The 24,971-nt window shown below is 64.3% G+C and carries 25 protein-coding genes and 1 pseudogene; 24 read left to right on the top strand and 2 right to left on the bottom strand.

Going from position 1 to position 24,971, the window contains the following annotated elements:
- The first annotated feature begins 7 nt into the window (after positions 1-7).
- The 4 genes from ACHFFR_RS05620 (at position 8) to ACHFFR_RS05635 (ending at position 3,490) form a co-directional block, all read left to right on the top strand.
- On the top strand, positions 8-760 hold the full coding sequence (locus ACHFFR_RS05620; RefSeq protein ID WP_394263294.1) for an electron transfer flavoprotein subunit beta/FixA family protein: 753 nt from the start codon (positions 8-10) through the stop codon (positions 758-760).
- Positions 760-1,614: an electron transfer flavoprotein subunit alpha/FixB family protein gene (locus ACHFFR_RS05625; protein WP_394263295.1), complete on the top strand. Its 855-nt coding sequence runs from the start codon at positions 760-762 to the stop codon at positions 1,612-1,614. Before ACHFFR_RS05620 ends, ACHFFR_RS05625 begins: the two co-directional genes overlap by 1 nt.
- 283 nt (positions 1,615-1,897) lie before the next feature.
- A complete protein-coding gene (locus tag ACHFFR_RS05630; RefSeq protein WP_394263296.1) occupies positions 1,898-3,190 on the top strand; it encodes an FAD-dependent oxidoreductase in 1,293 nt (430 codons plus the stop codon).
- Between the two features lie 9 nt (positions 3,191-3,199).
- A complete protein-coding gene (locus ACHFFR_RS05635; RefSeq protein ID WP_394263297.1) occupies positions 3,200-3,490 on the top strand; it encodes a ferredoxin family protein in 291 nt (96 codons plus the stop codon).
- A gap of 45 nt (positions 3,491-3,535) precedes the next feature.
- On the opposite strand, the gene ACHFFR_RS05640 is transcribed toward ACHFFR_RS05635, so the two are convergent.
- Positions 3,536-5,107: an MFS transporter gene (locus tag ACHFFR_RS05640; protein WP_394263298.1), complete on the bottom strand. Its 1,572-nt coding sequence runs from the start codon at positions 5,105-5,107 to the stop codon at positions 3,536-3,538.
- A gap of 258 nt (positions 5,108-5,365) precedes the next feature.
- On the opposite strand from ACHFFR_RS05640, the gene ACHFFR_RS05645 reads away from it, so the two are divergent.
- From ACHFFR_RS05645 to ACHFFR_RS05700, 12 genes and pseudogenes are all read left to right on the top strand, one after another.
- On the top strand, positions 5,366-5,746 hold the full coding sequence (locus ACHFFR_RS05645) for an RNA-binding S4 domain-containing protein (RefSeq protein WP_394263299.1): 381 nt from the start codon (positions 5,366-5,368) through the stop codon (positions 5,744-5,746).
- Positions 5,747-5,890: 144 nt separating this feature from the next.
- Positions 5,891-6,613: a UMP kinase gene (gene pyrH / locus ACHFFR_RS05650; protein ID WP_394263300.1), complete on the top strand. Its 723-nt coding sequence runs from the start codon at positions 5,891-5,893 to the stop codon at positions 6,611-6,613.
- A 7-nt stretch (positions 6,614-6,620) separates the two neighbouring features.
- Complete coding sequence (gene frr / locus ACHFFR_RS05655) at positions 6,621-7,178, top strand: ribosome recycling factor (protein ID WP_394263301.1); 558 nt, start codon at positions 6,621-6,623, stop codon at positions 7,176-7,178.
- Positions 7,179-7,180: 2 nt separating this feature from the next.
- Entirely contained in the window at positions 7,181-8,068 is an 888-nt protein-coding gene (locus ACHFFR_RS05660; protein WP_394263302.1) for a phosphatidate cytidylyltransferase, read from the top strand.
- A 32-nt stretch (positions 8,069-8,100) separates the two neighbouring features.
- A complete protein-coding gene (rlmN, locus tag ACHFFR_RS05665) occupies positions 8,101-9,363 on the top strand; it encodes a 23S rRNA (adenine(2503)-C(2))-methyltransferase RlmN (RefSeq protein ID WP_394263303.1) in 1,263 nt (420 codons plus the stop codon).
- Positions 9,364-9,371: 8 nt separating this feature from the next.
- Positions 9,372-9,917, top strand: a complete 546-nt coding sequence (locus ACHFFR_RS05670) for a cell division protein DivIVA (protein ID WP_394263304.1) — start codon at positions 9,372-9,374, stop codon at positions 9,915-9,917.
- A complete protein-coding gene (gene dxr / locus ACHFFR_RS05675) occupies positions 9,917-11,131 on the top strand; it encodes a 1-deoxy-D-xylulose-5-phosphate reductoisomerase (RefSeq protein WP_394263305.1) in 1,215 nt (404 codons plus the stop codon). The genes ACHFFR_RS05670 and dxr overlap by 1 nt, the downstream gene beginning before the upstream one ends.
- Positions 11,132-12,424 (top strand): M50 family metallopeptidase, encoded by a 1,293-nt coding sequence (locus ACHFFR_RS05680; RefSeq protein WP_394263306.1) that lies wholly within the window; start codon positions 11,132-11,134, stop codon positions 12,422-12,424.
- A gap of 50 nt (positions 12,425-12,474) precedes the next feature.
- Positions 12,475-13,635 carry a flavodoxin-dependent (E)-4-hydroxy-3-methylbut-2-enyl-diphosphate synthase gene (ispG, locus tag ACHFFR_RS05685; protein ID WP_394263307.1) on the top strand — a complete coding sequence of 387 codons (1,161 nt, stop codon included), beginning with the start codon at positions 12,475-12,477 and terminating at the stop codon, positions 13,633-13,635.
- Positions 13,635-14,483 (top strand): GNAT family N-acetyltransferase, encoded by an 849-nt coding sequence (locus tag ACHFFR_RS05690; RefSeq protein WP_394263308.1) that lies wholly within the window; start codon positions 13,635-13,637, stop codon positions 14,481-14,483. The genes ispG and ACHFFR_RS05690 overlap by 1 nt, the downstream gene beginning before the upstream one ends.
- Before the next feature lie 78 nt (positions 14,484-14,561).
- A complete protein-coding gene (locus ACHFFR_RS05695; RefSeq protein ID WP_394263309.1) occupies positions 14,562-16,349 on the top strand; it encodes a proline--tRNA ligase in 1,788 nt (595 codons plus the stop codon).
- A 111-nt stretch (positions 16,350-16,460) separates the two neighbouring features.
- Positions 16,461-16,748 (top strand): annotated as a pseudogene (locus ACHFFR_RS05700) (putative PEP-binding protein); the annotation flags it as partial.
- A 48-nt stretch (positions 16,749-16,796) separates the two neighbouring features.
- Here the strand turns inward: ACHFFR_RS05700 and ACHFFR_RS05705 are convergent.
- Positions 16,797-17,642 carry a hypothetical protein gene (locus ACHFFR_RS05705; protein ID WP_394263310.1) on the bottom strand — a complete coding sequence of 282 codons (846 nt, stop codon included), beginning with the start codon at positions 17,640-17,642 and terminating at the stop codon, positions 16,797-16,799.
- A 39-nt stretch (positions 17,643-17,681) separates the two neighbouring features.
- Here ACHFFR_RS05705 and rimP point away from each other — a divergent pair, with 39 nt between their 5' ends.
- The 8 genes from rimP to ACHFFR_RS05745 all read left to right on the top strand — a co-directional run.
- Positions 17,682-18,131: a ribosome maturation factor RimP gene (rimP, locus tag ACHFFR_RS05710; RefSeq protein ID WP_394263311.1), complete on the top strand. Its 450-nt coding sequence runs from the start codon at positions 17,682-17,684 to the stop codon at positions 18,129-18,131.
- Between the two features lie 8 nt (positions 18,132-18,139).
- Positions 18,140-19,126, top strand: coding sequence for a transcription termination factor NusA (gene nusA / locus ACHFFR_RS05715; protein ID WP_394263312.1), 987 nt, complete (start codon positions 18,140-18,142; stop codon positions 19,124-19,126).
- A 62-nt stretch (positions 19,127-19,188) separates the two neighbouring features.
- The gene (locus ACHFFR_RS05720; protein ID WP_394263313.1) at positions 19,189-19,485 is read left to right on the top strand and encodes a YlxR family protein; all 297 of its coding nucleotides are present in this window, start codon (positions 19,189-19,191) and stop codon (positions 19,483-19,485) included.
- A 91-nt stretch (positions 19,486-19,576) separates the two neighbouring features.
- The gene (gene infB / locus ACHFFR_RS05725) at positions 19,577-22,402 is read left to right on the top strand and encodes a translation initiation factor IF-2 (protein ID WP_394263314.1); all 2,826 of its coding nucleotides are present in this window, start codon (positions 19,577-19,579) and stop codon (positions 22,400-22,402) included.
- A gap of 110 nt (positions 22,403-22,512) precedes the next feature.
- Positions 22,513-23,019: a 30S ribosome-binding factor RbfA gene (gene rbfA / locus ACHFFR_RS05730; RefSeq protein WP_394263315.1), complete on the top strand. Its 507-nt coding sequence runs from the start codon at positions 22,513-22,515 to the stop codon at positions 23,017-23,019.
- Entirely contained in the window at positions 23,019-24,050 is a 1,032-nt protein-coding gene (gene truB, locus ACHFFR_RS05735; protein WP_394263316.1) for a tRNA pseudouridine(55) synthase TruB, read from the top strand. The genes rbfA and truB overlap by 1 nt, the downstream gene beginning before the upstream one ends.
- A 147-nt stretch (positions 24,051-24,197) precedes the next feature.
- Positions 24,198-24,764, top strand: coding sequence for a LemA family protein (locus ACHFFR_RS05740; RefSeq protein ID WP_394263317.1), 567 nt, complete (start codon positions 24,198-24,200; stop codon positions 24,762-24,764).
- A partial coding sequence (locus tag ACHFFR_RS05745) for a hypothetical protein (RefSeq protein WP_394263318.1) occupies positions 24,761-24,971 on the top strand: 211 nt, incomplete at its 3' end. The genes ACHFFR_RS05740 and ACHFFR_RS05745, both read left to right, overlap by 4 nt.

Genomic DNA, 24,971 nt, shown 5'->3' on the forward strand with positions numbered 1-24,971 from the left:
AGTTCACATGAGCATTGTTGTGGCATATAAGTATGCGCCCAATCCTCAAGACGCCGCGGTTAAGGCCGATGGCAGCATTGATTGGTCGCGTGCAAAGGCCGCCGTTTCCGAATCTGATCCGGTGGCGATTGAGCTTGGTAGCCGCGTGGCGAAAGCCCAAGACGTCGAACTCGTTGGTATTTCCGTTGGCATGAAGGTTGCTGGCTCTGCGATGGCTACGAAGAACGCGATGTCGCGCGGATTCGACCGCGGGCTGCTCGTTGCCGACGACGCCACCGCCGAGTGGTCCTCCACCCAGGTCGGCTCGGTGCTCGCAGACCTCGTGAAGAAGGTCGGCGACGTCTCGCTCGTCCTCACGGCCGATTCGTCCGTCGACGACGCAGCAGGCATGATGCCCGCGCTCATCGCCGGCTATCTCGGATGGCCCGCCGTCCTTGACGTGACGGACATCGAGGCCACCGACTCTGGCTATACCCTGACGCAGCGCGTGAGCGGCGGAACTCGCACTCTGGCGGTGCCGGGCCCCGTCGTCGTCGCTACAACTTCGGATGCTACGTCGCCGGCCGTGCCCTCAATGAAGGACATTTTGGCGGCCGGCAAGAAGCCGGTGGAGATGCTGAGCGCCGACGACGTCGAGCCGGCTGAGGCCGCGCTCAAGGTTGCGAGCACGGAGCGGCCGGAGGCGCGCGAGCGCAAGGGCAAGATGTTCTCGACGGCGGACGAGCTCGTGGCCGCGCTACGTGAGGATGGGGTGCTGTAATGACCACATGGATCGTGACAACCGAAGCTGAAGTATCCGCCGCCATCGAGATGGCGGTGGGAGAGACCGTCGGCGTGATCGTCGGCGACGCGCAGATCGGCGGCGTCGACCGCGCTGTGCGTATCGAGACCGGGGGCGCTCCGGCCGAAGCCATGGTTCCCGCCGTCCTCGAGGCCGTGCAGGCCAAGCCCGGCGACGCCATTCTCGTGGTGAACAACGCCGCGGGGCGCGTGCTCGCGGGCGCGCTGTCGGCGGCGAAGAACGCGCCGGTTCTGCGCGGATTGCGCGAGCTGGGCGACGCCGCGGCAGTGCTGGGGCGCTACGGCGGCATCACTCATGAGCACGTCGAATTCGACGACGTCGTGGTGGGACTCGTCTCCAGCGGCGAGGCCGTCGAGCTCTCCGTGGAGGCAGAGACAGTTAGCGGTAGCGCGTACGACATCACCGTGACGAGCGAGGACATCGGCGTGGGCGCGCAGGCCAACCTGCCGGCCGCCACCCGAATCGTTGGCGTGGGACGTGGCTTCATGAACGAAGAGGATCTCGAGCTCGCCCGCGATCTCGCGAAGGCTATCGGGGGAGAGGTCGGTTGTACGAGGCCACTCGTCGAGGGCCATGGCTGGATGGATCGCGATTCCTACCTTGGCGTTTCCGGCTATACCGTTGCGCCCGAGGTGTATATCCCGGTCGGTATTTCCGGGCAGATCCACCACACCGCTGGCATCGACGAATCCGAGACCATCGTGGTGATCAACAACGACGAGACCGCCACCATCTTCGACTTCGCGGACTACGCCATCGTCGGCAACCTCTACGAGGTCCTGCCCAAGATGGTGGAGGCGCTCAAGAAGTAGCCGCCCGGGTGCCCGCGGCTGACCAGGTACGCGCCTGTCTGCCCCCGGCACTCATTCGCAAACGGTGCAGGAAATGGTCAAGTGGGGCAGGAAGTTCCTGCCCGGTTTGGTGGAAACTTGCCCCACTTAGCTGGGGGCTCGTGTGCGCGGAGACGCCGGGAGCGCGAGTGGTGCGCGGAGACGCTGGGGGCTCGTGTGCACGAGGCTGCCCTGGCCAGCGCCTGCCTGCGAATGCTCTGGAAAAACGATTGATATAGGGTTGCCTGCATAGGAAAGGACGTCCATGGAATATGATTTCGACGTAATTGTCGTCGGCGCAGGCGTTGCAGGCACGGTTGCGGCAACCCAGCTGGCGCGCAAAGGCCACGAAGTTCTCCTCATCGAACGTGGCGTTGAACCTGGATCGAAGAATCTCTCTGGCGGCGTCTTCTACTGCCGCGTGATGGAGCAGGTCTTCCCGGATTTCATCACCGAAGCACCCGTGGAACGCGTCATCACCCGCCACACCCTGAGCTTCCTCAACAAAGACAATTCCGTGAACATCGACTACTGGGATCCACGCCTTGGCGAGCCCGCCAACGCGGTGTCAGTCCTACGAGCTCACCTCGATCCGTGGCTCGCCCAGCAGGCGGAGGAAGCCGGCGTCTCAATCATTCCCGGCATCAAGGTCGATCGCCTCCTGCGCGAGGGCACCCACTTCACCGGCATCGAAGCTGGCGGGGAGCAGATGCGCGCAAAGGTGACGATCGTGGCCGAAGGCATTAACTCCTTCCTTGCCCAAGAAGCCGGGGTCCGCCACAAGTTTGAACCTAAGCACCTGGGCCTGGGCGTGAAGTCGGTGATCAGGATTGGGGAAGAGGCGGTCAAGGAGCGCTTCAACCTCACAGGTAATGAGGGCGCCGCATACGCGATCGTGGGCGATGCCACGATGGGCGTGCCGGGCGGCGGATTCCTGTACACGAACAAGGACACGGTCTCGATCGGCGTCGTTCTCATGCTTGAAGAGCTGACCAAATCGGGGCTCGCGTCGTCGGACGTCCACGACCACCTCATCTCCCACCCGTACCTCGCGCCCTTCCTCAAGGACGGCGAGCTCCTCGAGTACGGCTGCCACCTGGTAGCCGAAGGCGGGGAGGTCATGCAGGAGAACATCGTCCACGACGGCATGGTGCTTATCGGCGACGCCGCTGGGTTCACTCTCAACACGGGACTCACGGTGCGTGGCATGGACTTGGCGGCGGGGTCGGCGATGTCGGCTGCTCGCGCCGTCGACGAGGCGCTCGGCAAGGGCGATTACTCGCGGATCCAGCTCAACCGCTACGTCGAGGATTACCAGTCGACCTACGTCGGCAAGGACATGCACACGTACCGGCACGCTCCGGAGTTCCTCGCGAATAATTCGATCCTATTCACCGAGGTTGGCCCGCTGTTGGCAGACGTGTTCCACCGCGTCTACGACCACGACCTCACGCCGCGCAAGCACCTCGCCGCCGTGGCCAAGGACGCGTTCGCCGCGTCCGGCATCAAGATTCGCGAACTGGTTCGTGCCGGAGTCGGCGCGATTCGGGCGCTCTAGGAGGACATCATGACGTTTGAACCAGGGTCCATCAACGAACGCCTCGCCAAGAACGTGTTCCACACCGGCGACCGCCCGCATATCTCCATCAATCAGGAACTCGCGAAAGCCACCGGCACGGGCAAGCGCATCGTTGCAATTTGCCCCGCCCACGTCTACCGCGAAGAACACGACGGCACGATCTCAATCGAGACGGCCGCGTGCCTCGAGTGCGGCACGTGCCTGGCCGTCGCCGATCCGGGGGTGCTCCACTGGGAGTACCCCGAGGGTGGCACGGGCATCGAGTTCCGCGAGGGCTGAGTTTCTTCCCGACGTCGGGGCCCGAGTTTTTCCCGACGCCGGGGACTACTTTGCGAGCTCGCCGTGGCGCTCCTTGTATCCGTCTCGCCAGAAGGCGATCGAGATGACGAGCGCGAGGACGATGAAGAAGATGACGGCGACATAGGCCAGGATGATGCCGATGTACCAGCCGTCGTCGCCGGCATAGAGCCGCTGGCCGAGGAAGAAGATCGCGGTAATGATGGCGTTGCCGATGGCCGTCGCAATGCGCTGACCGGTCTGCATGACGCCACCGGCGGTGCCTCCAGCGGTGGCCGGCACGTCCAGCATCGACTGGGTCTGGTTGGCCGCGCCCATCGCGCCTTGGCCAAAGCCGAGCACGGTCAGCGGAATCATGAGCCACCAGAACGAGATGCCGTATTCGACACCCCAGATGACGGCGACGGATCCCAGCACGCCGACGAGCATGAGGATAAGAGCCATCACCTGCACGCCGCGCCCGTGTTCAACAGCGCGCTTGCCGGACCACATGGCGGCGTAGCCGGAGATCAGCGCGTTGGGCAGAGAGACGAGGCCGACTTGGAGTGCGGTGGCGTCGAGCCCGCGTTGCAGGAAGAGTGCGAGGACGACGAAGATCGACGTCATTCCGAGGAACTGCACGGCAGAGATTGCCGCGGCGTACGAAAAGGTCTTGATCTTGAACAGGTCGAGGTCGACCATCGGTTCGCGGCCGCGGTTCTTGTAGCGGCGCTCCCACACCAGCCACAGGCCAAAGAGCAGCACGCCAGCGGGGAAGAGCGCCCACACCCACGTCTCGCCGGTGGACATGAAGGGCAGCATGACGCCGAGCACGGCGAGAACAAGCATGAGCATGCCGAGCGGATCGAGGTCGATGCGAGCGCGCTTCTTGTACGGCGCGCCCTTGGCCTTCTTCGCCTCGATGTATTCGCTGCGCGCCTTGTCCTTATTCGGCCCGACGTGGCGCCGCTCCTTGCCGAACGGGAGCCAAATGATGGCCAGGATGAGCCCGATGATTCCGATGGGGAAGTTGATGATGAACGACCAGCGCCATCCCGTCTCGCCGCCGAGGATGCCGATGAGCGCGCCGGACATCAGCGGTCCTACGGCAACCGACATGGACACCACGAGCCCGAACAGTGCGAACGCTCGCGCCCTCGCCTGGCCGGTGTAGTACTGCTGAATCAGGCCGGTGGTCTGCGGGGAGAGCACGCCCGCTCCGAAGCCCTGCAAGATGCGTAGCATGTTGAGGACGTTGGCGTCGTTAGCAAGACCAACGAGGAACGAGGCAAGCGTGAAGATCGCGAACCCGATGACGAACACTGATGATCGCCCGAAGATATCTCCTATGCGACCCGCGGGAACGAGCACGATGCCCACCGCGAGCGCGTAGCCCGACAGCACCCACTGGAGCTGCGAATCCGAGGCGGAGACGGCCTCGCCCATCGCGGACAGCACGTTGTTGACGGCCGAGATCTGCATGAGCGTCATCATGAGTGGCACGAGCAGAACGATGAGGAGTTTGTTGCGATCGTAAATGCGATCCGATCCCGCGATTCGAATATAGCGTGGGTTGTCGCCCGCCTGATTAGGCTGCGGGCCGGCTCCCGAGATGCTCATGTTGACCTCAATACTCTTATGCAATAAAAATGGCGCACGAGGCGCCATCACCACTCAAATCTTAGACCTTGCCCGCGCGGCCCGCAGTTACGTAGGCCACGGGACGACGGCGGTCGAGCGCGTGAGGTACGACGACGTCCCACGGAGCACGACGACGTCCCAGCACGGAGCACGACGACGTCCCGGCGCGTACGCCAACGCCGCCCCGTACGCCGTCGCCAATCCGCCTGACGGCGCCCCGCCCCGTAGACTGTGCACATGGACTCGGCACGAATTGATCAATGGCTGTGGGCGGTGCGTCAGGTCAAGACCCGCTCGGCGGCGACGGCCGCGTGTCGCGCTGGCCACGTGCGAATCAATGACGAGCCCGTCAAAGCCGCCACGAAGGTCAAGGTGGGGGATACGGTGCGCTACCGCGTCCAAGGCTGGGACCGTATCCTCAAGGTCAAGAAACTCATCGTGAAGCGCGTGGGAGCGCCGGTTGCCCGCGAATGCTATGAGGACCTCACGCCGGAGCGCCCGCGGGTCTACGTGCCCGTCATGCGCCGCGAGCAGGGCACCGGCCGGCCAACGAAGAAGGAGCGGCGCGAACTCGATCGCCTGTTTGGCAGAGATTCGAACTGGGGGCGGATGCGCTAAACTTGGGCAAGCACCACCGCGGGCGCCATCCAGCGCGCCAGCCAAGGTGCCAACCAGCCGAGGTGCCACCTACTCGAGGTGCTAACCAGCCGACCGGGTCCGGATCGAGGACCCCGCCAATTAGCCGATCAGAAAGGTCTTGTCATGACAGAACGTGTCAAGCGTCGTCGCGTCCTTCTCAAACTTTCCGGTGAGGTTTTTGGAGGAGGAAAGGTTGGCCTCGACACGGCGGTACTCACCCGTATCGCTGGCGAGATCAAGGCGGCTGCGGACGACGGCATCGAGATCGGCGTCGTTGTAGGCGGCGGAAACTTCTTCCGCGGAGCCGAACTCCAGGAAGCGGGCATGGATCGCGCGCGTGCCGATTACATGGGCATGCTCGGCACGGTTATTAACGCCGTGGCGCTTCAGGACTTCCTTGAGAGTGCGGGCATTCCCACCCGCGTGCAAAGCGCGATCAGCATGGCGCAGGTGGCGGAGTCGTACATCCCGCTGCGCGCGATCCGCCACTTTGAGAAGGGCCGCGTGGTCATCTTCGGCGCGGGCGCGGGCATGCCCTATTTCTCGACGGACACGGTGGCAGCCCAGCGAGCGCTCGAACTCGGGTGTGACGAGCTGCTGGTGGGCAAGAACGGGGTCGACGGCGTCTACGACGACGATCCGCGCGCGAACCCGGATGCGGTCAAGCTCGATCACATCACCTACGAGGAGGCTCTTCGCCAGGGCCTGCGCGTAGTTGATGCCGCAGCGTTCTCGCTGTGCCAAGATAATGGCATGACGATGCGCGTCTTTGGCATGGTGGAGCCCGGAAACGTCACTCGTGCCCTTCGCGGCGACGACATTGGAACATTGGTAACTACGAACTGAGGACACCATGATTGAAACAGCACTGCTTGAGGCAGACGACAAGATGGAAAGGTCCATCGGCGCGCTGCGTAACGAATTTTCAAAGATCCGCTCGGGTCGAGCAAACCCGGAACTCTTCACGTCGCTGCTCGTGGACTACTACGGGGCGCCGACGCCGCTCCAGCAGCTTGCGTCCGTGACGGTGCCCGAGGCACGCATGATCATCATTTCTCCCTACGACCGCTCGGCCATGAAGGACATCGAGCGTGCGATTCAGGAAGCTGATCTGGGCGTGAACCCCACCGACGACGGTCAGGTGCTTCGTATCAACCTGCCGGCTCTCACCGAGGAGCGCCGCAAGGAGTACGTCAAGCTCGCCCGGTCGAAGGCCGAGGATGCCCGCATTTCGATCCGCGGAATTCGCCGCAAGGCCAAGGAGGAGCTGGAGCGCATCAAGAAGGATGGCGACGCCGGTGAGGACGAGGTCGAGCGCGGAGAGAAGGAACTCGAAGCGGTCACCAAGCGTTTTACTGACCAGGTTGACGAACTTCTTGAGGGCAAAGAAACAGATCTCATGGAGATCTAGGAATGAGCGGTTCCGAACCAACACAAGCCGCGAGCATTCTCTCGCGGCTTGTGCCTCGTCCGCCACAGCCGCCTAAGGAGACGGTCTCGAGAGCCGGGCGAAATCTGTGGCTGGCGGTTCCCACGGCGCTGGTGCTCCTGGCGATCGTCGGGCTGACGTTATTCATTCGTATCGAGGCGTTCGTGGCGCTTGTGGTGCTCGCGCTTGGGATCGCCCTGTGGGAGATGGCGGGTGCGCTCATGGCCCGCCAATTCGCAATTCCGCTCATCCCGCTCCTTATCGGGCAATCGATCATGCTCGTTGCCGTGTGGATGAAGGGGCTGGGGGTCGGCATCCTCATCTACTTCATCACGTGTGCCGTGGCGATCGTGTGGAACGCGCGCCGGCCCATGGGGATCACCGACGCGCTCGCGGGCGGATTTGCCCTCGGATGGATCGGTCTGATCGGCAACTTCGCGATCGCGATGGCTGCGATGCCCGACGGCGCGCTCGTCATCTTGGCCTTCATCTTGCTGCCCGTCGCCAATGACACCGGCGGATGGTTCGCCGGCGTGCTGTTCGGCCGCCACCCCATCGCGCCCTCGATCTCGCCGAAGAAGTCGTGGGAAGGCTTCGTTGGATCCGTGCTCGCCGCCCTTCTCATCGCGTGGCTCATGTGCGGGCTCGTGCTAGGCATGGCGTGGTACTGGGTGATCGCGTTCGGGCTCCTCACCCCGGTTTTCGCCACGGCCGGCGATTTCGCTGAATCGCTCCTCAAGCGGGACCTGACGGTCAAAGACATGGGATCGCTCTTTCCCGGCCACGGCGGCATGCTTGATCGCATCGATTCGATCCTGTTTTGCGCGCCCGTGTGCTATCTCCTGTTCGCCCTCGGGCTCGGTCTGTTCTAATCGCGCCGCTTCGCTGGCACAATGGAGAACCTATGGAACATCGCAAGCAAGTAAGACCACGCAATGAATCAGGGCGAGAACTCAACCTCACCTTCAAGCAAAAGCGCCGCGGGAAGCCGCCGCGCCACCTTGCCGACCTCAGCCGTGATGATCGGCGCGCCCTTCTCGAGGAGATGGGCCACCCTGCCTTCCGCGCCGACCAGCTCTCCAATCACTACTTCGCGCACGGCACGATCGACCCCGCGCAGATGACTGACCTGCCCGAAGAGGGCCGCGAGGAACTCGTGGCGAGCCTGCTCCCGCCGCTCATGGAGAAGGTTTCCGAGCAGTCAGCCGACGGCGGTCGCACGCTGAAGGTGCTGTGGAAGCTGTTCGACGGCGTCGTCGTGGAATCCGTACTCATGGCGTACCCGGACCGCGCAACGCTGTGCCTGTCCTCGCAAGCCGGCTGCGGCATGGCCTGCCCGTTCTGCGCCACCGGCCAAGCCGGCCTCACGCGCAACCTCAGCGCCGCAGAGATCGTTGAGCAACTGCGCCTGAACAGGGAGATCGCGCAATCTGGCGCGCTGGGCGAGCCCACGCGCATCACGAACGTCGTGTTCATGGGCATGGGCGAGCCGATGGCGAATTATCCGGCCGTGCGCGAATCGCTGCACCGCATGATTGATCCAGCCCCCGAGGGCTTCGGAATGTCGGCACGGCACGTCACCGTGTCCACCGTCGGCCTCGTTCCCGCGATCACGAAGCTTGCGCTCGAGGGCCTGCCGGTCACGCTCGCGGTCTCGCTCCACGCGCCCGACGACGGCCTGCGCGATGACCTCATCCCGATCAATTCGCGATACAAGGTCGGCGAGCTCCTCGACGCCGCGCGCCTGTACTTCGTCAAGACCGGCCGGCGCGTGTCGATCGAATACGCGCTGATCAAGGACATGAACGATCACAAGTGGCGCGCCGAACTGCTCGCCGCCGAGATCAACCGCCGAGGCAACGGCTGGGCGCACGTCAACCCGATCCCGCTCAATCCCACGCCGGGAAGTATTTGGACGGCCTCGACGGATGCCGCCACCCGCACATTCGTGGATACACTTATTGCAGAGGGCATTTCGACCACGGTCAGAGACACGCGCGGATCCGATATTGACGGGGCATGCGGGCAGCTCGCCGCCGAAGTGGTGGATCGCGACAACGTCGCGCGCCGTGCGAAGAAGGCCCAAGAAGCGGTTGAGGCACGGCTGTCCGAACACCGCGAGGAACCGAAAGACTTTGCGGACCAGCTGGCTGCGATGGGATCGTAGGGGGAGACATGGCAGACACGTTCAAGCGAGCGGGCACGTGGAATTCGGGGTACAACCCGGACCAGGTGGACTCGTTCCTCACCAAGGCCAAGAGCGCCTATGCCGGCGACGACTCGCTGGGCATCGACGAGACGACAGTGCGCTCCTCGGCGTTCCAGTGGGTGCGCAATGGCTATGATCCGCGGCTCGTTGACGCGGCGTTGGACCGCTTGGAGGCGGCTTTTATTCAACGACGCCGTGCCCGCGTCATGGAGTCCGAGGGCGAGGACGCCTGGCTCGAGACCGCCTACGCACTTGCGCAGACGCTCTACCCGCGTCTGCTGCGCCCGGACGGCGAGAAGTTCGCCGACGCCGACGGCTCGGGTTACGCCAAGGCCGACGTTGATGAGCTTATGGGCCGCTTAGCCGACTACTTCTCGGGCAACTCGGCGATGACCTCCACTGCCCTGCGCTCGGCGATCTTTGACAAGGCTCGCGGGGCAGAGGCGTATTCGGAGTCGGTTGTGGATGTGTATCTTGACCGCGCCGTGACCGTGCTGCTGGCGGTCGAGTAATGCGCGACGTCGTACTCCTTGGTTCGACAGGATCGATCGGCACCCAAGCGCTCGAAGTCATCGACTCTCATCCGGGTCAGTTCCGCGTGCTCGGCATCGGTGCAGGCGGCGCAAACATCGATCTTCTGGCGCGGCAGGCGCTGGACTTTGACGTCCCGCGCGTGGCGATCGCAGCCGACAAGGCGGACGAGTTTGCCGCCGCGTGGGAGGCGATCGCTCAGGGCGCGCCCGCTCCTCAGGTGGACACCGGCGAGGAGGCCATGGTTGCACTCGCCGGCTCGCTGTCAGGAACGGCCGAACACTCCGGCGTCGTGCTTAACGGAATCACCGGATCGATCGGTCTGCGCCCCACGCTCGCCGCGCTCGAGTCCGGCGCGACCCTCGCGCTCGCGAACAAGGAATCCCTCGTCATCGGCGGCGGCCTCATTGCCGACGCGATGGCCTGGCCCGGCCAGATCGTGCCCGTGGATTCGGAGCATTCGGCGCTCGCGCAGGCGCTGCGCTCGGGCCGCCACGAAAAGGGTCTGACCTCGCCCGTGGTGACGGGGGAGTCGGAGGTTCGCCGACTCGTCCTGACCGCATCGGGCGGGCCGTTCCGCAGATGGACGCGCGAGCAGCTCGCGGCCGTGACCCCGGAGCAGGCGCTCAACCATCCGACGTGGGACATGGGTCCGGTTGTGACCATCAATTCCTCCACGCTCGTCAATAAGGGCCTCGAGCTCATCGAGGCCGCCTACCTGTTCGACATCGACTCGGCCGACATCACGGTGGTCGTCCACCCGCAGTCCGTCATCCATTCGATGGTGGAATTTGTGGACGGCTCGACCATCGCGCAGGCCTCTCCACCCGACATGAAGCTCCCGATCGCGCTCGGGCTCTCGTGGCCCGAGCGCCTTCACGACGTCTCGACGCCGTGTGCGTGGGACGCGCCGGTGGCGTGGACCTTCGAGCCATTCGACGCCGACGTGTTCCCCGCGATCACCCTTGCTCGGCAGGCCGTGGCCGCCTCCGCCCTTCACCCGGCCGTGCTCAACGCCGCGAACGAGGAGTGCGTGGAGGCGTTCAGGACGGGCAGGATCGGTTACCTCGAGATCGTCGATACGGTGGCTGACGTGCTCGCTTCCTTCGACGCCGGCGGCTCCGTTGACCTCGAGGGAGTGCTCGGCGCCGATGCGTGGGCTCGTCAGAACGCACGCCGCATCCTGGGGGTTTAAGTGGGCTCGCTGCCTGGCATCCTCTTCCTTATCGCTGGCCTGCTCCTTTCCGTGGGCATCCATGAACTGGGCCACCTCATCCCCGCCAAGAAGTTCGGGGTCAAGGTCTCCCAGTACTTCATCGGATTTGGTCCGACCCTGTGGTCAACCACCCGCGGCGGCACCGAATACGGCCTGAAGGCGATCCCTCTGGGCGGATACGTGCAGATGGCCGGCATGCTCGCGCCCGCGAAAGAAGGCGTTCGCACGCACAAGAACGGCCAGCTCACCATGGCCGAGGAAGCGCGCCGAGCCTCTGCCGAAGATCTCAAGCCAGGCGAGGAACATCAGGCTTTTTGGCGCTTGCGCGCTCGCGAAAAGCTCGTCGTCATGTTCGGCGGGCCTCTCACGAACCTCGTTTTGGCGGCCATCTTTATCGGCGTGGTCATCTCCGGTGTCGGCTTGCCGAGCCTGACGAACCAGGTCGGCGCCATCACGCCGTGCGTGGGGCAGGTCGAGGAGTGCGACGCCGAGCATCCACCGAGCCCCGCGGCACAGTCGGATCTTCAGCTCGGCGACACGATCGTGGCGTGGGGCAACACGCCCACGTCCAACTGGCCAGAGCTCTCCGAGGCCATCGCCGCCGGCGGGACGGGCCCGATCACGGTGCGCGTCGAACGCGAGGGCGAGCAGACCGACGTGGTCATCCACCCCACCCCGATGGAACGCCCGGTGATCGAGGACGGGCAGATCGTCCTCGACGACGCGGGGGAGCCGGTCATGCGCGAGGTGCCGTACGCCGGAATATCGCCGACCAGCGAGCGCGAACGCCAGCCGATCACGGCGGTGCCCGGGTACACGTGGGACTTCACGCTCACCACGGGTAAGGTGCTTATCAATCTGCCGGTTCATTTGTGGAACACGGCCGCGGATCTCGTGACCGGCGCGGAACGGGACGCCACCGGCGTGGTGGGAATTGTGGGCATCGCGGATATCGCGGGGAATATCACGTCCACGCAAAACGACAATTACGGCGCGTGGGATCGGATTGCCGATCTCAGCCTGCTTCTCGCGGGGCTGAACATGTCCCTATTCATGTTCAACATGATCCCGCTTTTGCCGCTCGACGGCGGGCACATCCTCGGCGCCACGATCGAGGGAACGCGCCGCACAATCGCGAAGGCACAGGGCAAACCCGTTCCCGGCCCGTTCGATACCGCGCGCCTGCTACCGCTGAGCTACCTCGTGTTTGCGGGGCTCATTATGATGACTGTCCTGCTCGTCGTCGCCGACATCGTCAATCCGGTCGTCTGACGCGGTGTGCGCCACTGTAAAACACTGCGCAAGGTGACATAATCGGAGGCGTGAATAATCCTGTATCGCTTGGTATCCCGTCCGTGAAAGAAGAGCCGGAGGTTCTTCGCCCGCGCAAGAAGACCCGCCAGATCAAGGTGGGCGACGTTTATGTGGGCGGCGACGCCCCGGTGAGCGTCCAGTCGATGACGACGACGAAGACGCACGACATCGGCGCAACGCTCCAGCAGATCGCCGAATTGACGGCCGCTGGCTGTGACATCGTGCGCGTTGCGTGCCCCACCGATAAGGACGCCGACGCCCTGCCTATCATCGCCCAGCAGTCCACGATTCCCGTGGTGGCCGACATCCATTTCCAGCCGCGCTACGTGTTCGCCGCGATCGACTCCGGCATGGGCGTGCGCGTGAATCCGGGAAATATCAAGAAGTTTGATGACAAGATCCCGGAGATCGCCGCGGCCGCTAACGCGAACGGCACGGCGATGCGCATCGGCATTAACGCGGGCTCGCTCGATCCGCGCCTGCTGAAGAAGTACGGCAAGGCCACGCCTGAGGCGTTGGTCGAGTCGGCCGTCAACGAGGCCCGGCTGTTCGAAGAGGCCGGATTCTATGACTTTGCGATTTCCGTCAAGCACCACGATCCGGTGACGATGGTGCGCGCGTACGAACTGCTCTCCGAGGCAGGGGACTGGCCGCTCCATCTCGGCGTGACCGAGGCCGGGCCGGAATTCCAGGGCACTGTCAAGTCGGCCGTGGCGTTCGGCGCGCTGCTGAGCCAGGGTATCGGAGACACGATTCGGGTCTCCCTCTCGGCCCCGCCGGTCGAGGAGGTCAAGGTGGGCGAGGAGATCCTGCGCTCGCTCGGGCTGCGCGAGCGCAAGCTCGAGATCGTGTCCTGCCCCTCGTGTGGCCGTGCGCAGGTGGACGTGTACACGCTCGCCAATGAGGTGACCGAAGGCCTGAAGGACGTGACGTTCCCGCTGCGCGTGGCCGTCATGGGCTGTGTGGTGAACGGACCGGGTGAGGCTCGCGAAGCCGACCTCGGCGTTGCATCGGGCAATGGCAAGGGCCAGATCTTCGTCAAGGGCGAGGTCGTGGAGACCGTTCCCGAAGAGGAGATTGTGGAGACTCTTATCCGACGCGCCCGGATCGTCGCCGAAGAGCTCGGGCTCGCCGAAGATCCCGAGTCCGCGCCCGAAGTGATCGTCTAGTGAGGTGGCTGCGCCGCTCGCGGCTCCGGCGGCTCAGCGCTTTCGATAAGAGCGCGGCGATCGCGCTTCTCGATCAAGATCCAGTCGCCACGATTTTGGCGCGCGTTCCCATTGAGCAGGACGTGACGCGCCCGGCCCACGCACTGGGCCTTTTCGACGACGACGGCAACCTCACCGCCGTGTGCTGGAACGGGGCAAACCTCGTGCCCTACGGCTTTGATGACAACGGCCTCGACATCCTGGCCGACCACCTGCTGAGCACGCGCCAGCTGTGCAATTCGCTGGTGGGCCCCGCCGATCAGGTGATGCCGTTGTGGGAGCGCGTCCAACGGGGCTATTCCAAGCCGCGCGAGATTCGCGAACGCCAGCTATCGATGGTCTACAAGGGGACGGAGCAGGTGGCTCCCGATCCGCAGGTGCGCCCTGCCGAGCTTGGGGAAGGCGGCCTAGTAGTGCCGGCGTCGGTGGCGATGTTTGCCGAGGAGGTCGGCTACGACCCCACGATCTACGGCAATGCCTACGCCCAGCGCGTCCACAACCTCGTGCGCCACGGGCGCACCTTCGTTCGGATGGGCCCGGGGCCGGACGGAGAGCAGCGCGTGGAGTTCAAGGCCGACATCGGCGCGCTTGCCGGGGGAGTCGCTCAGATTCAGGGCGTGTGGACCGCGCCGGATCTGCGCGGGCAGGGCATTGCCTCGCGGGCCATGGTGACGGTCTCGCAAGCGATCACCGCCGAGATCGTTCCCACCGTCTCGCTCTACGTCAACGACTACAACGTGGCCGCCGTGCGAGTCTACGAAAAAGCCGGATTCGAGACCGTGGGGATGTATTCGACGATCCTGCTGTGACGGCGTCGTCGATCACGGCGCCTAGGTTCGTGGTGGGTGGATTCCGCAACCCTTCGGCGAGCGGGTTAGAATGTGCCCGTGCTAAGAATGTCGAAACTTTTTGTCCGGACCCTCCGCGAGAATCCCGCGGACGCTGAGGTCGATTCCCACAAGCTGCTCGTGCGCGCGGGCTATATTCGCCGCGCCGCGCCGGGCGTGTACTCGTGGCTTCCGCTGGGCCTGCGCGTGTTGCGCAAGGTCGAGCAGATTATTCGCGAGGAGATGGACGCCGCTGGCGCGCAGGAGATGCACTTCCCGGCTCTGCTCCCGCGCGAGCCGTACGAAGCAACCGGGCGGTGGGACGACTACGGGCCGAACCTGTTCCGCCTCAAGGATCGCCGCGACAACGACTACCTGCTCGCGCCCACGCACGAGGAAATGTTCACCCTCGCGGTCAAGGACATGTGCAATTCCTACAAGGATTTGCCGCTGAACCTCTACCAGTTCCAGACCAAGTACCGTGACGAGGCGCGCCCGCGCGCCGGCCTGCTGCGCACGCGCGAATTCGTCATGAAGGATGCGTATTCGTTCGATATCGACGACGCCGGTCTGGACGCGTCCTACCAGATCATGCGCGATGCGTACGAAAAGACCTTCACGCGCATGGGCCTGCCCTACGTCATTGTGCAGGCGACATCCGGCGCCATGGGTGGATCGCGCTCCGAGGAGTTCCTCTCGCCGATCGAGGTCGGCGAGGATACGTTCGTCGTGTCCGACGGCGGGTTTGCCGCCAACACCGAGGCCGTGACCACGCCGGCGCAGGAGGATCTCGACTACTCGGATATTCCCGAGCTCGACACGCTCGACACGCCGGATTCGAAGACGATCGCGGCTCTCGTGGATTTCGCCAACGAGGTGCGCCCGCGTGAGGACCGCCCGTGGCAGGCCTCCGACACGATGAAGAACGTCGTGGTTGTGGCCACCCATCCCGACGGCGAGCGCGAGTTGCTCGTGATCGGTATGCCAGGAGACCGCGAGGCCGACCTGAAGCGTATCGAAGCGAACATGGCCCCGGCCGAGATCGAGATGGCCACGCCAGAAGACATCGAGAAGCACCCCGAACTCGTGCCCGGCTACATCGGCCCCACGAACATCGGCCCGAATTCGCCGAACCGCACCACCGATGAGGACGGCAATCCGTCCGGGTCGGTGCGCTACCTGCTCGATCCGCACGTGCGCCGAGGATCCGCGTGGATTACCGGCGGCGACGCCGATCAGAAGCACTCGTTCAACGTGGTCTACGGCCGAGATTTTGAAGCCGATGGCTTCATCGAAGCGGTTGAGGTGCGCGAGGGCGACGAGGCGCCGGACGGCTCCGGCCCGCTGCGCATCCAGCGCGGCATCGAGATTGGTCACATTTTCCAGCTCGGCCGCAAGTACGCCGAGGCGCTCGATCTCAAGGTGCTCGATCAGAACGGCAAGGCCGTTGTGGTGACGATGGGCTCGTACGGTATCGGCGTGTCGCGAATCGTGGCTGCGCTCGCCGAGCTCAATCACGACGAGATCGGTTTGAAGTGGCCCATCGACGTGGCTCCGGCCCACGTTCACATCCTTGCGACCGGCAAGGAGGACGAGGTGTTCGAGACCGCCGAGAAGATCGGCGAGGAGCTGAGCGCAGGGGGAGTGGAGGTCATCTACGACGACCGACAGAAGGTCTCCGCGGGCGTGAAGTTCAAGGATTACGAGCTGCTCGGGCTCCCTTACGCGATTGTGGTGGGCCGAGGCCTGAAGAACGGCGTTGTGGAGCTTCGCGACCGGCGCGCCGGTACCTCGGTGGAGGTAGCGGTGGCGGACGCAGCAGACGAGATGCGCAAGCTTCTGAGTTAGGAACCTGGCGGGGCGGAGGTCGATGGCCTCCGCCCCGTTCATGGTTTAGAAAATTCGGTCAATTTTCCAATGAGCTCAGCCAACTCATCGAGTTGATCACGGCAACCCGCCGTCATCGACCTCGTCAACTCCACGTGTGACGCGGCGCTCGACAAGCCCGTGGGCGTGTGCGGCGAATCCGCAGGTGACCCCCTGCTCGCGCTCGTTTACGTCGGCTTGGGCGTGACGTCGCTGTCGATGGCAGTGCGCAAGGTTCCGGCCGTGCGAGCCGCGCTCGCGATCCATGACATGGCGACCTGCCGTGCGATGGCTGACGCGACGCTCCTTGCGCCAAGCGCCGCCGCCGCGCGAGAGGCCGTGCTGGAGCTCGCCGACCCGCGCATGCGAGTCATTGCCTAGATTCCTTCCGGCCTAGCCGGGGGATTCATCCGGCCTAGCCGGCAGGACTCATCCGGCCGCGTCGGCGGTTCCGACCAAGCTCAATCCGGGTAGCGCCTCGATCTGGGGCGCATCCGGGTACTGGTTGAGATGGCAGATGAACGCCGCCACGTGCTGCTTACCGTCCGCATCGGACGTCATCGCGCTGAACGTCAGCTGATCAATCACCGTCTCGTAGGCCGCCGCAACGTGCTCGCCTTCGTCTGGTTCGGCAACGAGGGCCGGGCGGGTATCTGGCGCGCCGGCCGCAAGTTGTGCGTCAAGCAGATCGGATAGGAGCGCGATGCGTTCGAGTTCGGAATCGCGCGTGCCGATCTCGAGCTCAGCGGCATGAAGCTCGAGCAACTGGCGAGCGCTCTCTATGTTCTCGACCGCCACGCCAGTGTTCGCGATCCCGGCCACGGTTGCGAGATCATAATCACCACATTGGCTCGCGTCGGCCGCTCCCAGCGTCAGCGCCGAGACGCCCATTGACGTGGTGACCGGGCCCAGATCCGAGCCGAGGGCCGTTGCCGACAGCTCGAGCAGAGCCGAGTTCGTATCGCCCGCTGGCAGATCAGGAAGAGGCGGATTCGTGTAATCCTCGGGCGCTCCATCCGGCCACGGCACCCAGACGCCACCAAGGGCATTCGTCCATTCCTCGCCATAATCGGCGACGTCGCCGCCGTCGTCGGCAATCTGTTGCGTGCGAGCGGCGAGCTCTTGGCGCTCGACCTCCTGCGTACTGGCCGGGGCGGGTGAGACGTCCTTTTCAAGGCGCGCACCCATGACCACCATGACAAGGGCGAAAATCGCTATACCGAGCAGAAGAGCCCCAATAAACATAAGCGTGGAGCCAGATCGACGTTGTGGCATGACTTTATCCTGCCACAATGCGGGGGTAACATTGGCACCATGTCTAAGGAAAACGAGATTGTAGATCTGCTACGCCCAGCAGTTGAGGACCATGGCCTCTACCTTGAAGAGGTCAAACTCAACCGCGCCGGAAAGCATTCCGCCCTTGTTGTGACGGTTGATATCCCGGAAGGTCCTGGGGGAGTGGATTCCGATGCGCTGGCGGCCGTGACCCGTGCAGTCTCGGAGATCCTCGACGAGGCCGATCCGATCGCGGGCACGTATAACCTCGAGGTGTCGACGCCCGGCGCTGAACGCACCCTGACCGAGCCGCGGCACTTCTCTCGCGCACAAGGCCGCCTCGTCGCATTCCAGCTCGAGGACGGCACAAAGTTCGACGGGCGCATCGAGGAGCTGCACGGCGATACCGCGATCGTGAGCGTTGACGGCCACGCGCGCGAGATCAAGCTAGACTCCGTGTCCACAGCCCAAGTCAAACTCGAGTTTTAGGAGGCGACGTGGATATTTCGATGAATGAGCTTCGGATCGTTGAATCCGAGCTCGGAATTGATCTGAACATTCTTCTTGAGGCCATTGAGGCCGCACTCTTGCACGCCTACAACCGCGCCCCGGGCGCGATCAAGGACGCGCGTATCGAGCTCAACCGCTCGACCGGCGTCGTCACGGTGTGGGCTCCCGAGCTTGATGAGGACGGGGAGGTCATCGGCGAATTTGACGACACCCCGAACGATTTCGGCCGCATCGCCACCTCCACTGCCCGCTCGATCATTGCCCAGCGTCTGCGCGACGCCGAATCCGCCCGAATCCTCGGTGACTTCCAAGGCAAGCAGGGCGAGATCGTGGCCGGCACCGTCGAAGGAAACGCCGGTTCGAGCCCGGATAACCGCGACATGTTCGTGGATCTCGGCGAGAATCGAGGCCTATTGCGCTCAGAGGAGCAGGTGGCCACCGAACGCTTTGGCCGCGGGGACCTCATCCGCGCGCTCATCCTCGACATCTCGGTCACCCCGAGAGGCGCCTCCATTCGGCTCTCGCGCTCGCACCCCGATTTCGTGCGCCAACTTTTTGCGACCGAGGTTCCGGAGATCGATTCGGGCGTCGTGGAGATCGTGGCCCTGGCTCGCGAGGCCGGCCACCGATCGAAGATCGCGGTGTGGTCCAACGATCCGTCGGTCGCCGCCAAGGGCTCGTGCATCGGTCCAAACGGCCAGCGCGTGCGTGCGGTGACGCAGGAGCTTCAGGGCGAGAAGATCGACATCGTCGATTACGACGACGACATCGCGGCGTTCATCGCCGCCTCGCTTTCGCCGGCGAAGGTGATTCGCGTGGACATCCTCAATTCGGATACCCGCCAGGCCCGCGCGATCGTGCCCGACGATCAGGCCTCCCTCGCGATCGGCAAGGAGGCGCAGAACGTGCGTCTGGCGGCCAAGCTGACCGGCTGGTCCATCGACATCCGCAAGGTGTCCCAAGACTCGGAATAGTTGAGCAACCTCACGTGCTGTCCTCGTTTAGAGGGCGGTTCGTCGGGTAAACTAGGGCAGGTATGCCTACATCGTCACCGCGCGCCATCAACCAGCGCACATGTATCGGTTGCCGAACCGTAGCGCATGCAACTGAACTTCTTCGCTTCGTCGCGATCGACTCCACAGTGTGTGTTGATGCCGACTCGAAGCGAGGGGGCCGAGGAGCGTGGGTCCATCCCACGCCCGAATGCCTCAGGCTGGCACTGACCAAGCGGGCGTTCAACCGGGCCTTTCGTGGCCCCATGAACACCGACGCCGTGCAAGCTTGGCTTCGTACGACCATGGAGCAACGTGCTCCCAGAGATGAAAGCGGGTAGAGAGCCCATGGGCACCCGATGAGTACCCAGCGATGAGCTGTCTGCAAGAGGTCTGACGCCGACGTGCGCGGACCCACAATGAAGGAGAAAAGTGGCAAGAGTCCGCGTACATGAGCTCGCCAAGGAAATCGGCGTGACGTCCAGAGAGCTTCTGGATGTGCTGAAAGAAAATGGCGAATTCGTTAAATCGGCGTCCTCGAGTATCGAGGCCCCCGTCGTGCGTAAAGCACGCGAATACTACGAAAAGCATCCCGAGCTGATCGGGGAAAAGGCGGCGAAGAAGCCTGCAAAGAAGGCTGCCAAGAAGTCAGAGGCCAAGAGCGATTCGGTGACCCCGACCAGCGCGAAGCCCGGACCGAAGGCACCCGCCGCGCAGGAGAAGACCGAGGATGCAGCGCCTACTGAGGCCGCAGCACCGGTGCAGGAGGCACCTCCCACACCGTTCGACGTTGTGGAGCAGGCCGCGCCCGAGCAGGAAACCGCTCAGCGCGAGGAGCAGGAGCCGAAGGCTACCCCGAAGACTCCCAAGGCCGCCGCGCCCAAGGCGCCGGCACAGCCCGCTGACAAGCCGAAGGAAGCATCGCGTCCGATGGCGACCCCGGGTGAGGCCGCTGCCTCCGCCCGAGCAGCTCGCGAGGCGGCCCCGCCGCGTCCGCAGCGTCGCCGTGGTCCGCGCCCGGGCAACAGCCCGTTCGCGTCGAAGCAGGGCATGGGTCGTCCGCGGCCCGGCAACAGCCCCTTCGCGCCCAAGCAGGGCATGCGTCAGGAGCAGCAGGGTGGGCGCCAGCAGCGTGAAGGCGCTCCGCGCCCGCAGCGTGGTGGCGGTCCCCGTCCATCGCCGAACATCATGCCGGAGCAGATTCAGCGTCCGGATAACCAGCGTGGCGGCCGTGGTGGCCGCGGCGGCCGTCCTGGTGGCGGCGGCGGAGCACCGGGTCAGCGTCCAGGCGGCGGATTCGTCCGCTCGGGCGGTAAGGCTCGCGGTGGCTCCACAGCAGGTGCGTTTGGCCGTCAAGGCGGTCGCGGTCGGCGTAAGTCGAAGCGCACGAAGAGGCAAGAATTTGAAGAGCAGCAATCACCGATGCTCGCGGGCGTCCAAGTACCCCGCGGCAACGGTGAAGAGGTTCGCGTGCGCGCGGGCTCCTCGCTGGCAGATTTCGCAGAGCGTATCGACGCCGATCCGGCAGCGCTGGTGACCGTCCTGTTCCGCATGGGCGAGATGGCAACCGCCAATCAGTCGCTCGATGAGGACACGTTCCAGCTTCTTGGCGCCGAGCTTGGCTATGACATCAAGATCATGAGCGCCGAGGACGAGGATCGTGAGATTCTCGAGGCATTCGACATCGATATCGACGCCGAGCGTGCCGAGGAGGATCCGCAGGATCTCGCCGAGCGTCCGCCGGTCGTCACCGTCATGGGTCACGTCGACCACGGAAAGACGGCGCTTCTGGATGCGATCCGTAACGCCGACGTGGCGACGGACGAGGCCGGTGGCATCACCCAGAACATCGGTGCCTACCAGACCCGCGTTGACGTGGAGGGTGAACGCCGCGCGATCACCTTCATTGATACCCCCGGTCACGAGGCGTTTACGCAGATGCGTGCCCGCGGTGCGGACGTCACCGACGTTGCGATCCTCGTGGTCGCCGCGAACGACGGCGTTATGCCCCAGACCGTGGAAGCAATCAACCACGCGCAGGCCGCAGAAGTGCCGATCGTCGTCGCTGTTAACAAGATCGACGTGGACGGCGCGAATCCGCAAAAGGTCCGCTCCCAGCTCACCGAGTACGAACTCGTCGCTGAAGAGTACGGTGGCGACGTCGCGTTCGTTGACGTCTCCGCCAAGCAGCGCACCAACATCGAGGAACTGCTCGAGACGGTGCTTGCGACCTCGGACGTCCTCGTGGAGCCGAAGGCGAATGCTGACAAGCCGGCCCGTGGCGTGGCTATCGAAGCCAAGCTCGATCAGGGCCGCGGCTCGGTCATCACCGCCCTCATCCAGGACGGAACGTTGCACGTGGGCGATTCGATCGTCGTCGGAACGGCGTACGGCCGCGTCCGCGCGATGATCGACGAGCATGGCAACCAGGTGAGCGAAGCCGGCCCGTCGCGTCCGGTGCAGGTGCTGGGTCTGACCTCGGTTCCGGGAGCTGGAGACCAGCTCATCGTTGCCGACGACGACCGCACGGCTCGCCAGATCGCCGAGCGCCGCGAAACCGCCAAGCGCGCGGCTACGCTGGCCAAGCGCCGCAAGCGCATCTCGCTCGAGGACCTCACGTCCGCGATCGAGCAGGGCAAGGTCGAACACCTCAACCTCATCATCAAGGGCGACTCGTCCGGTTCCGTCGAGGCACTGGAGAGCTCGCTGCTCGATATCGAGGTTGGTCAGGGCGAGGTCGAACTCAATGTCATCCACCGCGGAGTGGGTGCCGTGACGCAGTCCGACGTGGATCTTGCGACTGTCGACAACGCCGTGATCATCGGATACAACGTCCGCCCGGCCGAGCGCGTCCAAGAGCTTGCCGACGCCGAGGGTGTAGAGATGAAGTTCTACAACGTCATCTACGACGCCATCGACGATGTCGAAGCGGCTCTCAAGGGCCGCCTCAAGCCGATCTACGAGGAAGTCGAAGTTGGTACGGCGGAGATCCGTCAGGTCTTCCGCTCGGGCAAGTTCGGCAATATCGCCGGTTCGATCGTCCGCAAGGGCACCATCAATCGCGGTCACAAGGCACGCCTTGTTCGCGACGGTGTGGTTGTGGCGCCAGATCTCGAGATCGAGTCGCTGCGCCGCGAGAAGGACGACGTCTCGGTGGTTCGCGAAGGCTTCGAGTGCGGTATCACACTCGGATACAACGACATCCATGAGGGTGACCTCATCGAGACCTGGGAGATGCGCGAAAAGGCTCGCGACTAGTCGAGCCTGTTCGGTACATCGCCCAAAGCGTAGCGCCCGCCTTGGCACACATGCCGGGGCGGGCGCTCGCGTACAATGGTGCGAGTTCAATGCGAGGTTAGGAGACCACCATGGCCAATACACGCGTAGATCGAGTCGCGGATCAGATCAAGCAGATCGTTGCCCGGCTCATCGATAGCAAGCTCAAGGATCCGCGCCTTGGCATGGTGACGGTGACGGACGTGCGCGTGACGGGCGATCTGCAGCACGCCTCCGTGTTCTATACGGTGATGGGCTCCGACGAGGAGCGCATCCAGTCGGGCAAGGCCCTCGAGTCGGCCACCGGCATGATCCGCTCCTCGGTGGGCAAGCAGCTCGGACTACGCCTCACGCCGTCGATCGAGTTCATTCCCGATGCGTTGCCGGACTCGGCGAAGACGATGGAAGACCTGCTCGCCGTTGCTCGGGCGCGCGACGAGGAAATTCGCCGCCGGGCCGCGGGTGCAACGCCCGCGGGAGAGGCGGATCCGTATCGCAAGCACAAGAGCGAGGACGTGGAAGCCGCAGGCGGCGAGCCCGGAGCTGACGGCGAGCCCGGCGCTGACGCCAAGCCCGGCGCGAACGAGCCGAACGCCTAGTGCGCAAGGGGCACGAACGCAATCGCGAGCGAGCGATTGCCCGCATTTCGCGAGTGAAGCCGTGGGGTGAATTGCCCCGCGGCTCCTCGGCGTCTGAGGGAGTCTTCCTGATCGATAAGGATCAGGGAGTCACCAGCCACGACGTGGTGGGAGCGATGCGCCGCCTTGGCGCAACGCGGCAGGTGGGCCACGCCGGCACGCTCGACCCGATGGCCACTGGCCTGCTTATCATTGCCACCGGCCGCACGACCAAGCTCATCCAGTACCTCGTGGGCGCCGAGAAGACGTATACGGCCCGCATCTGCCTCGGCGTGGGTTCTGATACCGACGACGCCGATGGGGCGCTGTACGCCGCCGATGCGCCGGACGTCGATGCGGCTCGCGTCGACGCCGCGATCGCTGATCTGACGGGCGAGATCATGCAGGTGCCCGCCACGGTCTCGGCGATCAAGGTTGATGGACTACGTGCCCACGACCTCGCCCGAGCGGGGCAGGACGTCCAGCTGGCCGCGCGCCCGATCCATATCCACCGCTTCGAGCGCACGTCGGATCTCGTATCAGGATTCGCGACGGTTGCGGGCACGCCGGTGCCAACGGTGGAGTTCGACGTCGTGGTGACCGCCTCGGCAGGAACGTACGTGCGCGCGCTGGCGCGAGACCTCGGGCGTGCACTTGGTACGCAAGCGCACCTGACCGAGCTGCGCCGCACCCGCATTGGCCCGTGGGATGTGGCCGATGCCGCGCGCGTGAGCGATCTGCGCGATATCGCCCTTCGCGGCGACTCGCTGCCGGCGGCGCCGATGGACGAGGTATGCAACGCCGTGTTTCCCGTCATCGCGATCGACGACGCGGAAGAGGCAGCGCTATCGAACGGGATTTTCATTGACGCGCGCGAGCCGGTCTCGTGGGGCGCTCGCAGTGAGGCTTGGCCCGCTGCCGCCTTCAACGGCGATCGCCCGATCGCGCTCGTCTCACCGCGCGCAGGCAAGCTCAAGCCTGACCTCCAGCTTGCTCCGCAACCTCGCGGCTGATCACGTAAACGGCGGGTGGCTGAGAGTGGTCCGCTGCTCATCCCGAGCGTAACAATTCGGTTAACTCGGGCATTTTGGCTTGCTGCTGGGGAGAACTCTCTATGAGACGACCGTCATGAACGCATACCTCGATGTGATAATTGAGGCATGGAATTCTCAACAGCCACAATCATTTTGATCATTCTCGCAGTCGTGATCGTTGCCCTCATCGGTTGGGTCATCGCCACATACAACCGCTTCGTGCGCTTGCGCGAAAACGTCCGCAACGCGATGGGCCAAATCGCAACGCAGATCGAATCTCGCTGGGACGCGCTCACGTCCGTCATTGCGGCGGCCCGGCAGTACGCCCAGCACGAGGCCGAAACCCTCTTGCAGGTCACCCAGCATCGCGTGCCGCTTCGGCCAGATTCCACGCCTGCTGATGTGGCCAACGACGACCAGGCGTTTGCCGGCACGCTCGCGCGCTTCAACGCGCTTGCCGAGAACTACCCGCAGTTGCGCGCCTCCGAGACCTACAGCCAGGCGATGGATACCGTTACGAGGTTTGAGGATAACGTCCGCTTCTCGCGCATGTTCTACAACGACTCCGTCACCAAGCTCAACCGCTACCGCAGCCAGTTCCCCTCCATGATTGTCGGCGCGCTGTTCGGCTTCCAGCCCGAACCGTACTTCGAAAACACCGCGACGAAGAGCGAGATGCCGCGCTGGTCATGAAAAAGATCTGGATTGCATGCCTCGTAGCATGTCTGGTTGTCTTCGCCCCGGCCCCCGCGAGTGCCTCGACGATTCACAGCATCGACATCGTTGCCGAGGTGCAATCTGACGGCTCGGCGATCATCACCGATACACGTACGTTCGAAGCTCACGAGGGCACCGAACACTACATCTCCATCGAGAACCTGGGAGAGTCTGACATCAGGG

This window comes from Trueperella sp. (assembly GCF_043424875.1).
Lineage (GTDB): Bacteria > Actinomycetota > Actinomycetes > Actinomycetales > Actinomycetaceae > Trueperella.

Bases quoted from the DNA above. Each gene is read 5' to 3' on its own strand.
- ACHFFR_RS05620 (WP_394263294.1), top strand. From the start codon at position 8: ATGAGCATTGTTGTGGCATATAAGTATGCGCCCAATCCTCAAGACGCC.
- ACHFFR_RS05625 (WP_394263295.1), top strand. From the start codon at position 760: ATGACCACATGGATCGTGACAACCGAAGCTGAAGTATCCGCCGCCATC.
- ACHFFR_RS05630 (WP_394263296.1), top strand. From the start codon at position 1,898: ATGGAATATGATTTCGACGTAATTGTCGTCGGCGCAGGCGTTGCAGGC.
- ACHFFR_RS05635 (WP_394263297.1), top strand. From the start codon at position 3,200: ATGACGTTTGAACCAGGGTCCATCAACGAACGCCTCGCCAAGAACGTG.
- ACHFFR_RS05640 (WP_394263298.1), bottom strand. From the start codon at position 5,107: ATGAGCATCTCGGGAGCCGGCCCGCAGCCTAATCAGGCGGGCGACAAC.
- ACHFFR_RS05645 (WP_394263299.1), top strand. From the start codon at position 5,366: ATGGACTCGGCACGAATTGATCAATGGCTGTGGGCGGTGCGTCAGGTC.
- pyrH (WP_394263300.1), top strand. From the start codon at position 5,891: ATGACAGAACGTGTCAAGCGTCGTCGCGTCCTTCTCAAACTTTCCGGT.
- frr (WP_394263301.1), top strand. From the start codon at position 6,621: ATGATTGAAACAGCACTGCTTGAGGCAGACGACAAGATGGAAAGGTCC.
- ACHFFR_RS05660 (WP_394263302.1), top strand. From the start codon at position 7,181: ATGAGCGGTTCCGAACCAACACAAGCCGCGAGCATTCTCTCGCGGCTT.
- rlmN (WP_394263303.1), top strand. From the start codon at position 8,101: ATGGAACATCGCAAGCAAGTAAGACCACGCAATGAATCAGGGCGAGAA.
- ACHFFR_RS05670 (WP_394263304.1), top strand. From the start codon at position 9,372: ATGGCAGACACGTTCAAGCGAGCGGGCACGTGGAATTCGGGGTACAAC.
- dxr (WP_394263305.1), top strand. From the start codon at position 9,917: ATGCGCGACGTCGTACTCCTTGGTTCGACAGGATCGATCGGCACCCAA.
- ACHFFR_RS05705 (WP_394263310.1), bottom strand. From the start codon at position 17,642: ATGCCACAACGTCGATCTGGCTCCACGCTTATGTTTATTGGGGCTCTT.
- rimP (WP_394263311.1), top strand. From the start codon at position 17,682: ATGTCTAAGGAAAACGAGATTGTAGATCTGCTACGCCCAGCAGTTGAG.
- ACHFFR_RS05720 (WP_394263313.1), top strand. From the start codon at position 19,189: ATGCCTACATCGTCACCGCGCGCCATCAACCAGCGCACATGTATCGGT.
- rbfA (WP_394263315.1), top strand. From the start codon at position 22,513: ATGGCCAATACACGCGTAGATCGAGTCGCGGATCAGATCAAGCAGATC.
- ACHFFR_RS05740 (WP_394263317.1), top strand. From the start codon at position 24,198: ATGGAATTCTCAACAGCCACAATCATTTTGATCATTCTCGCAGTCGTG.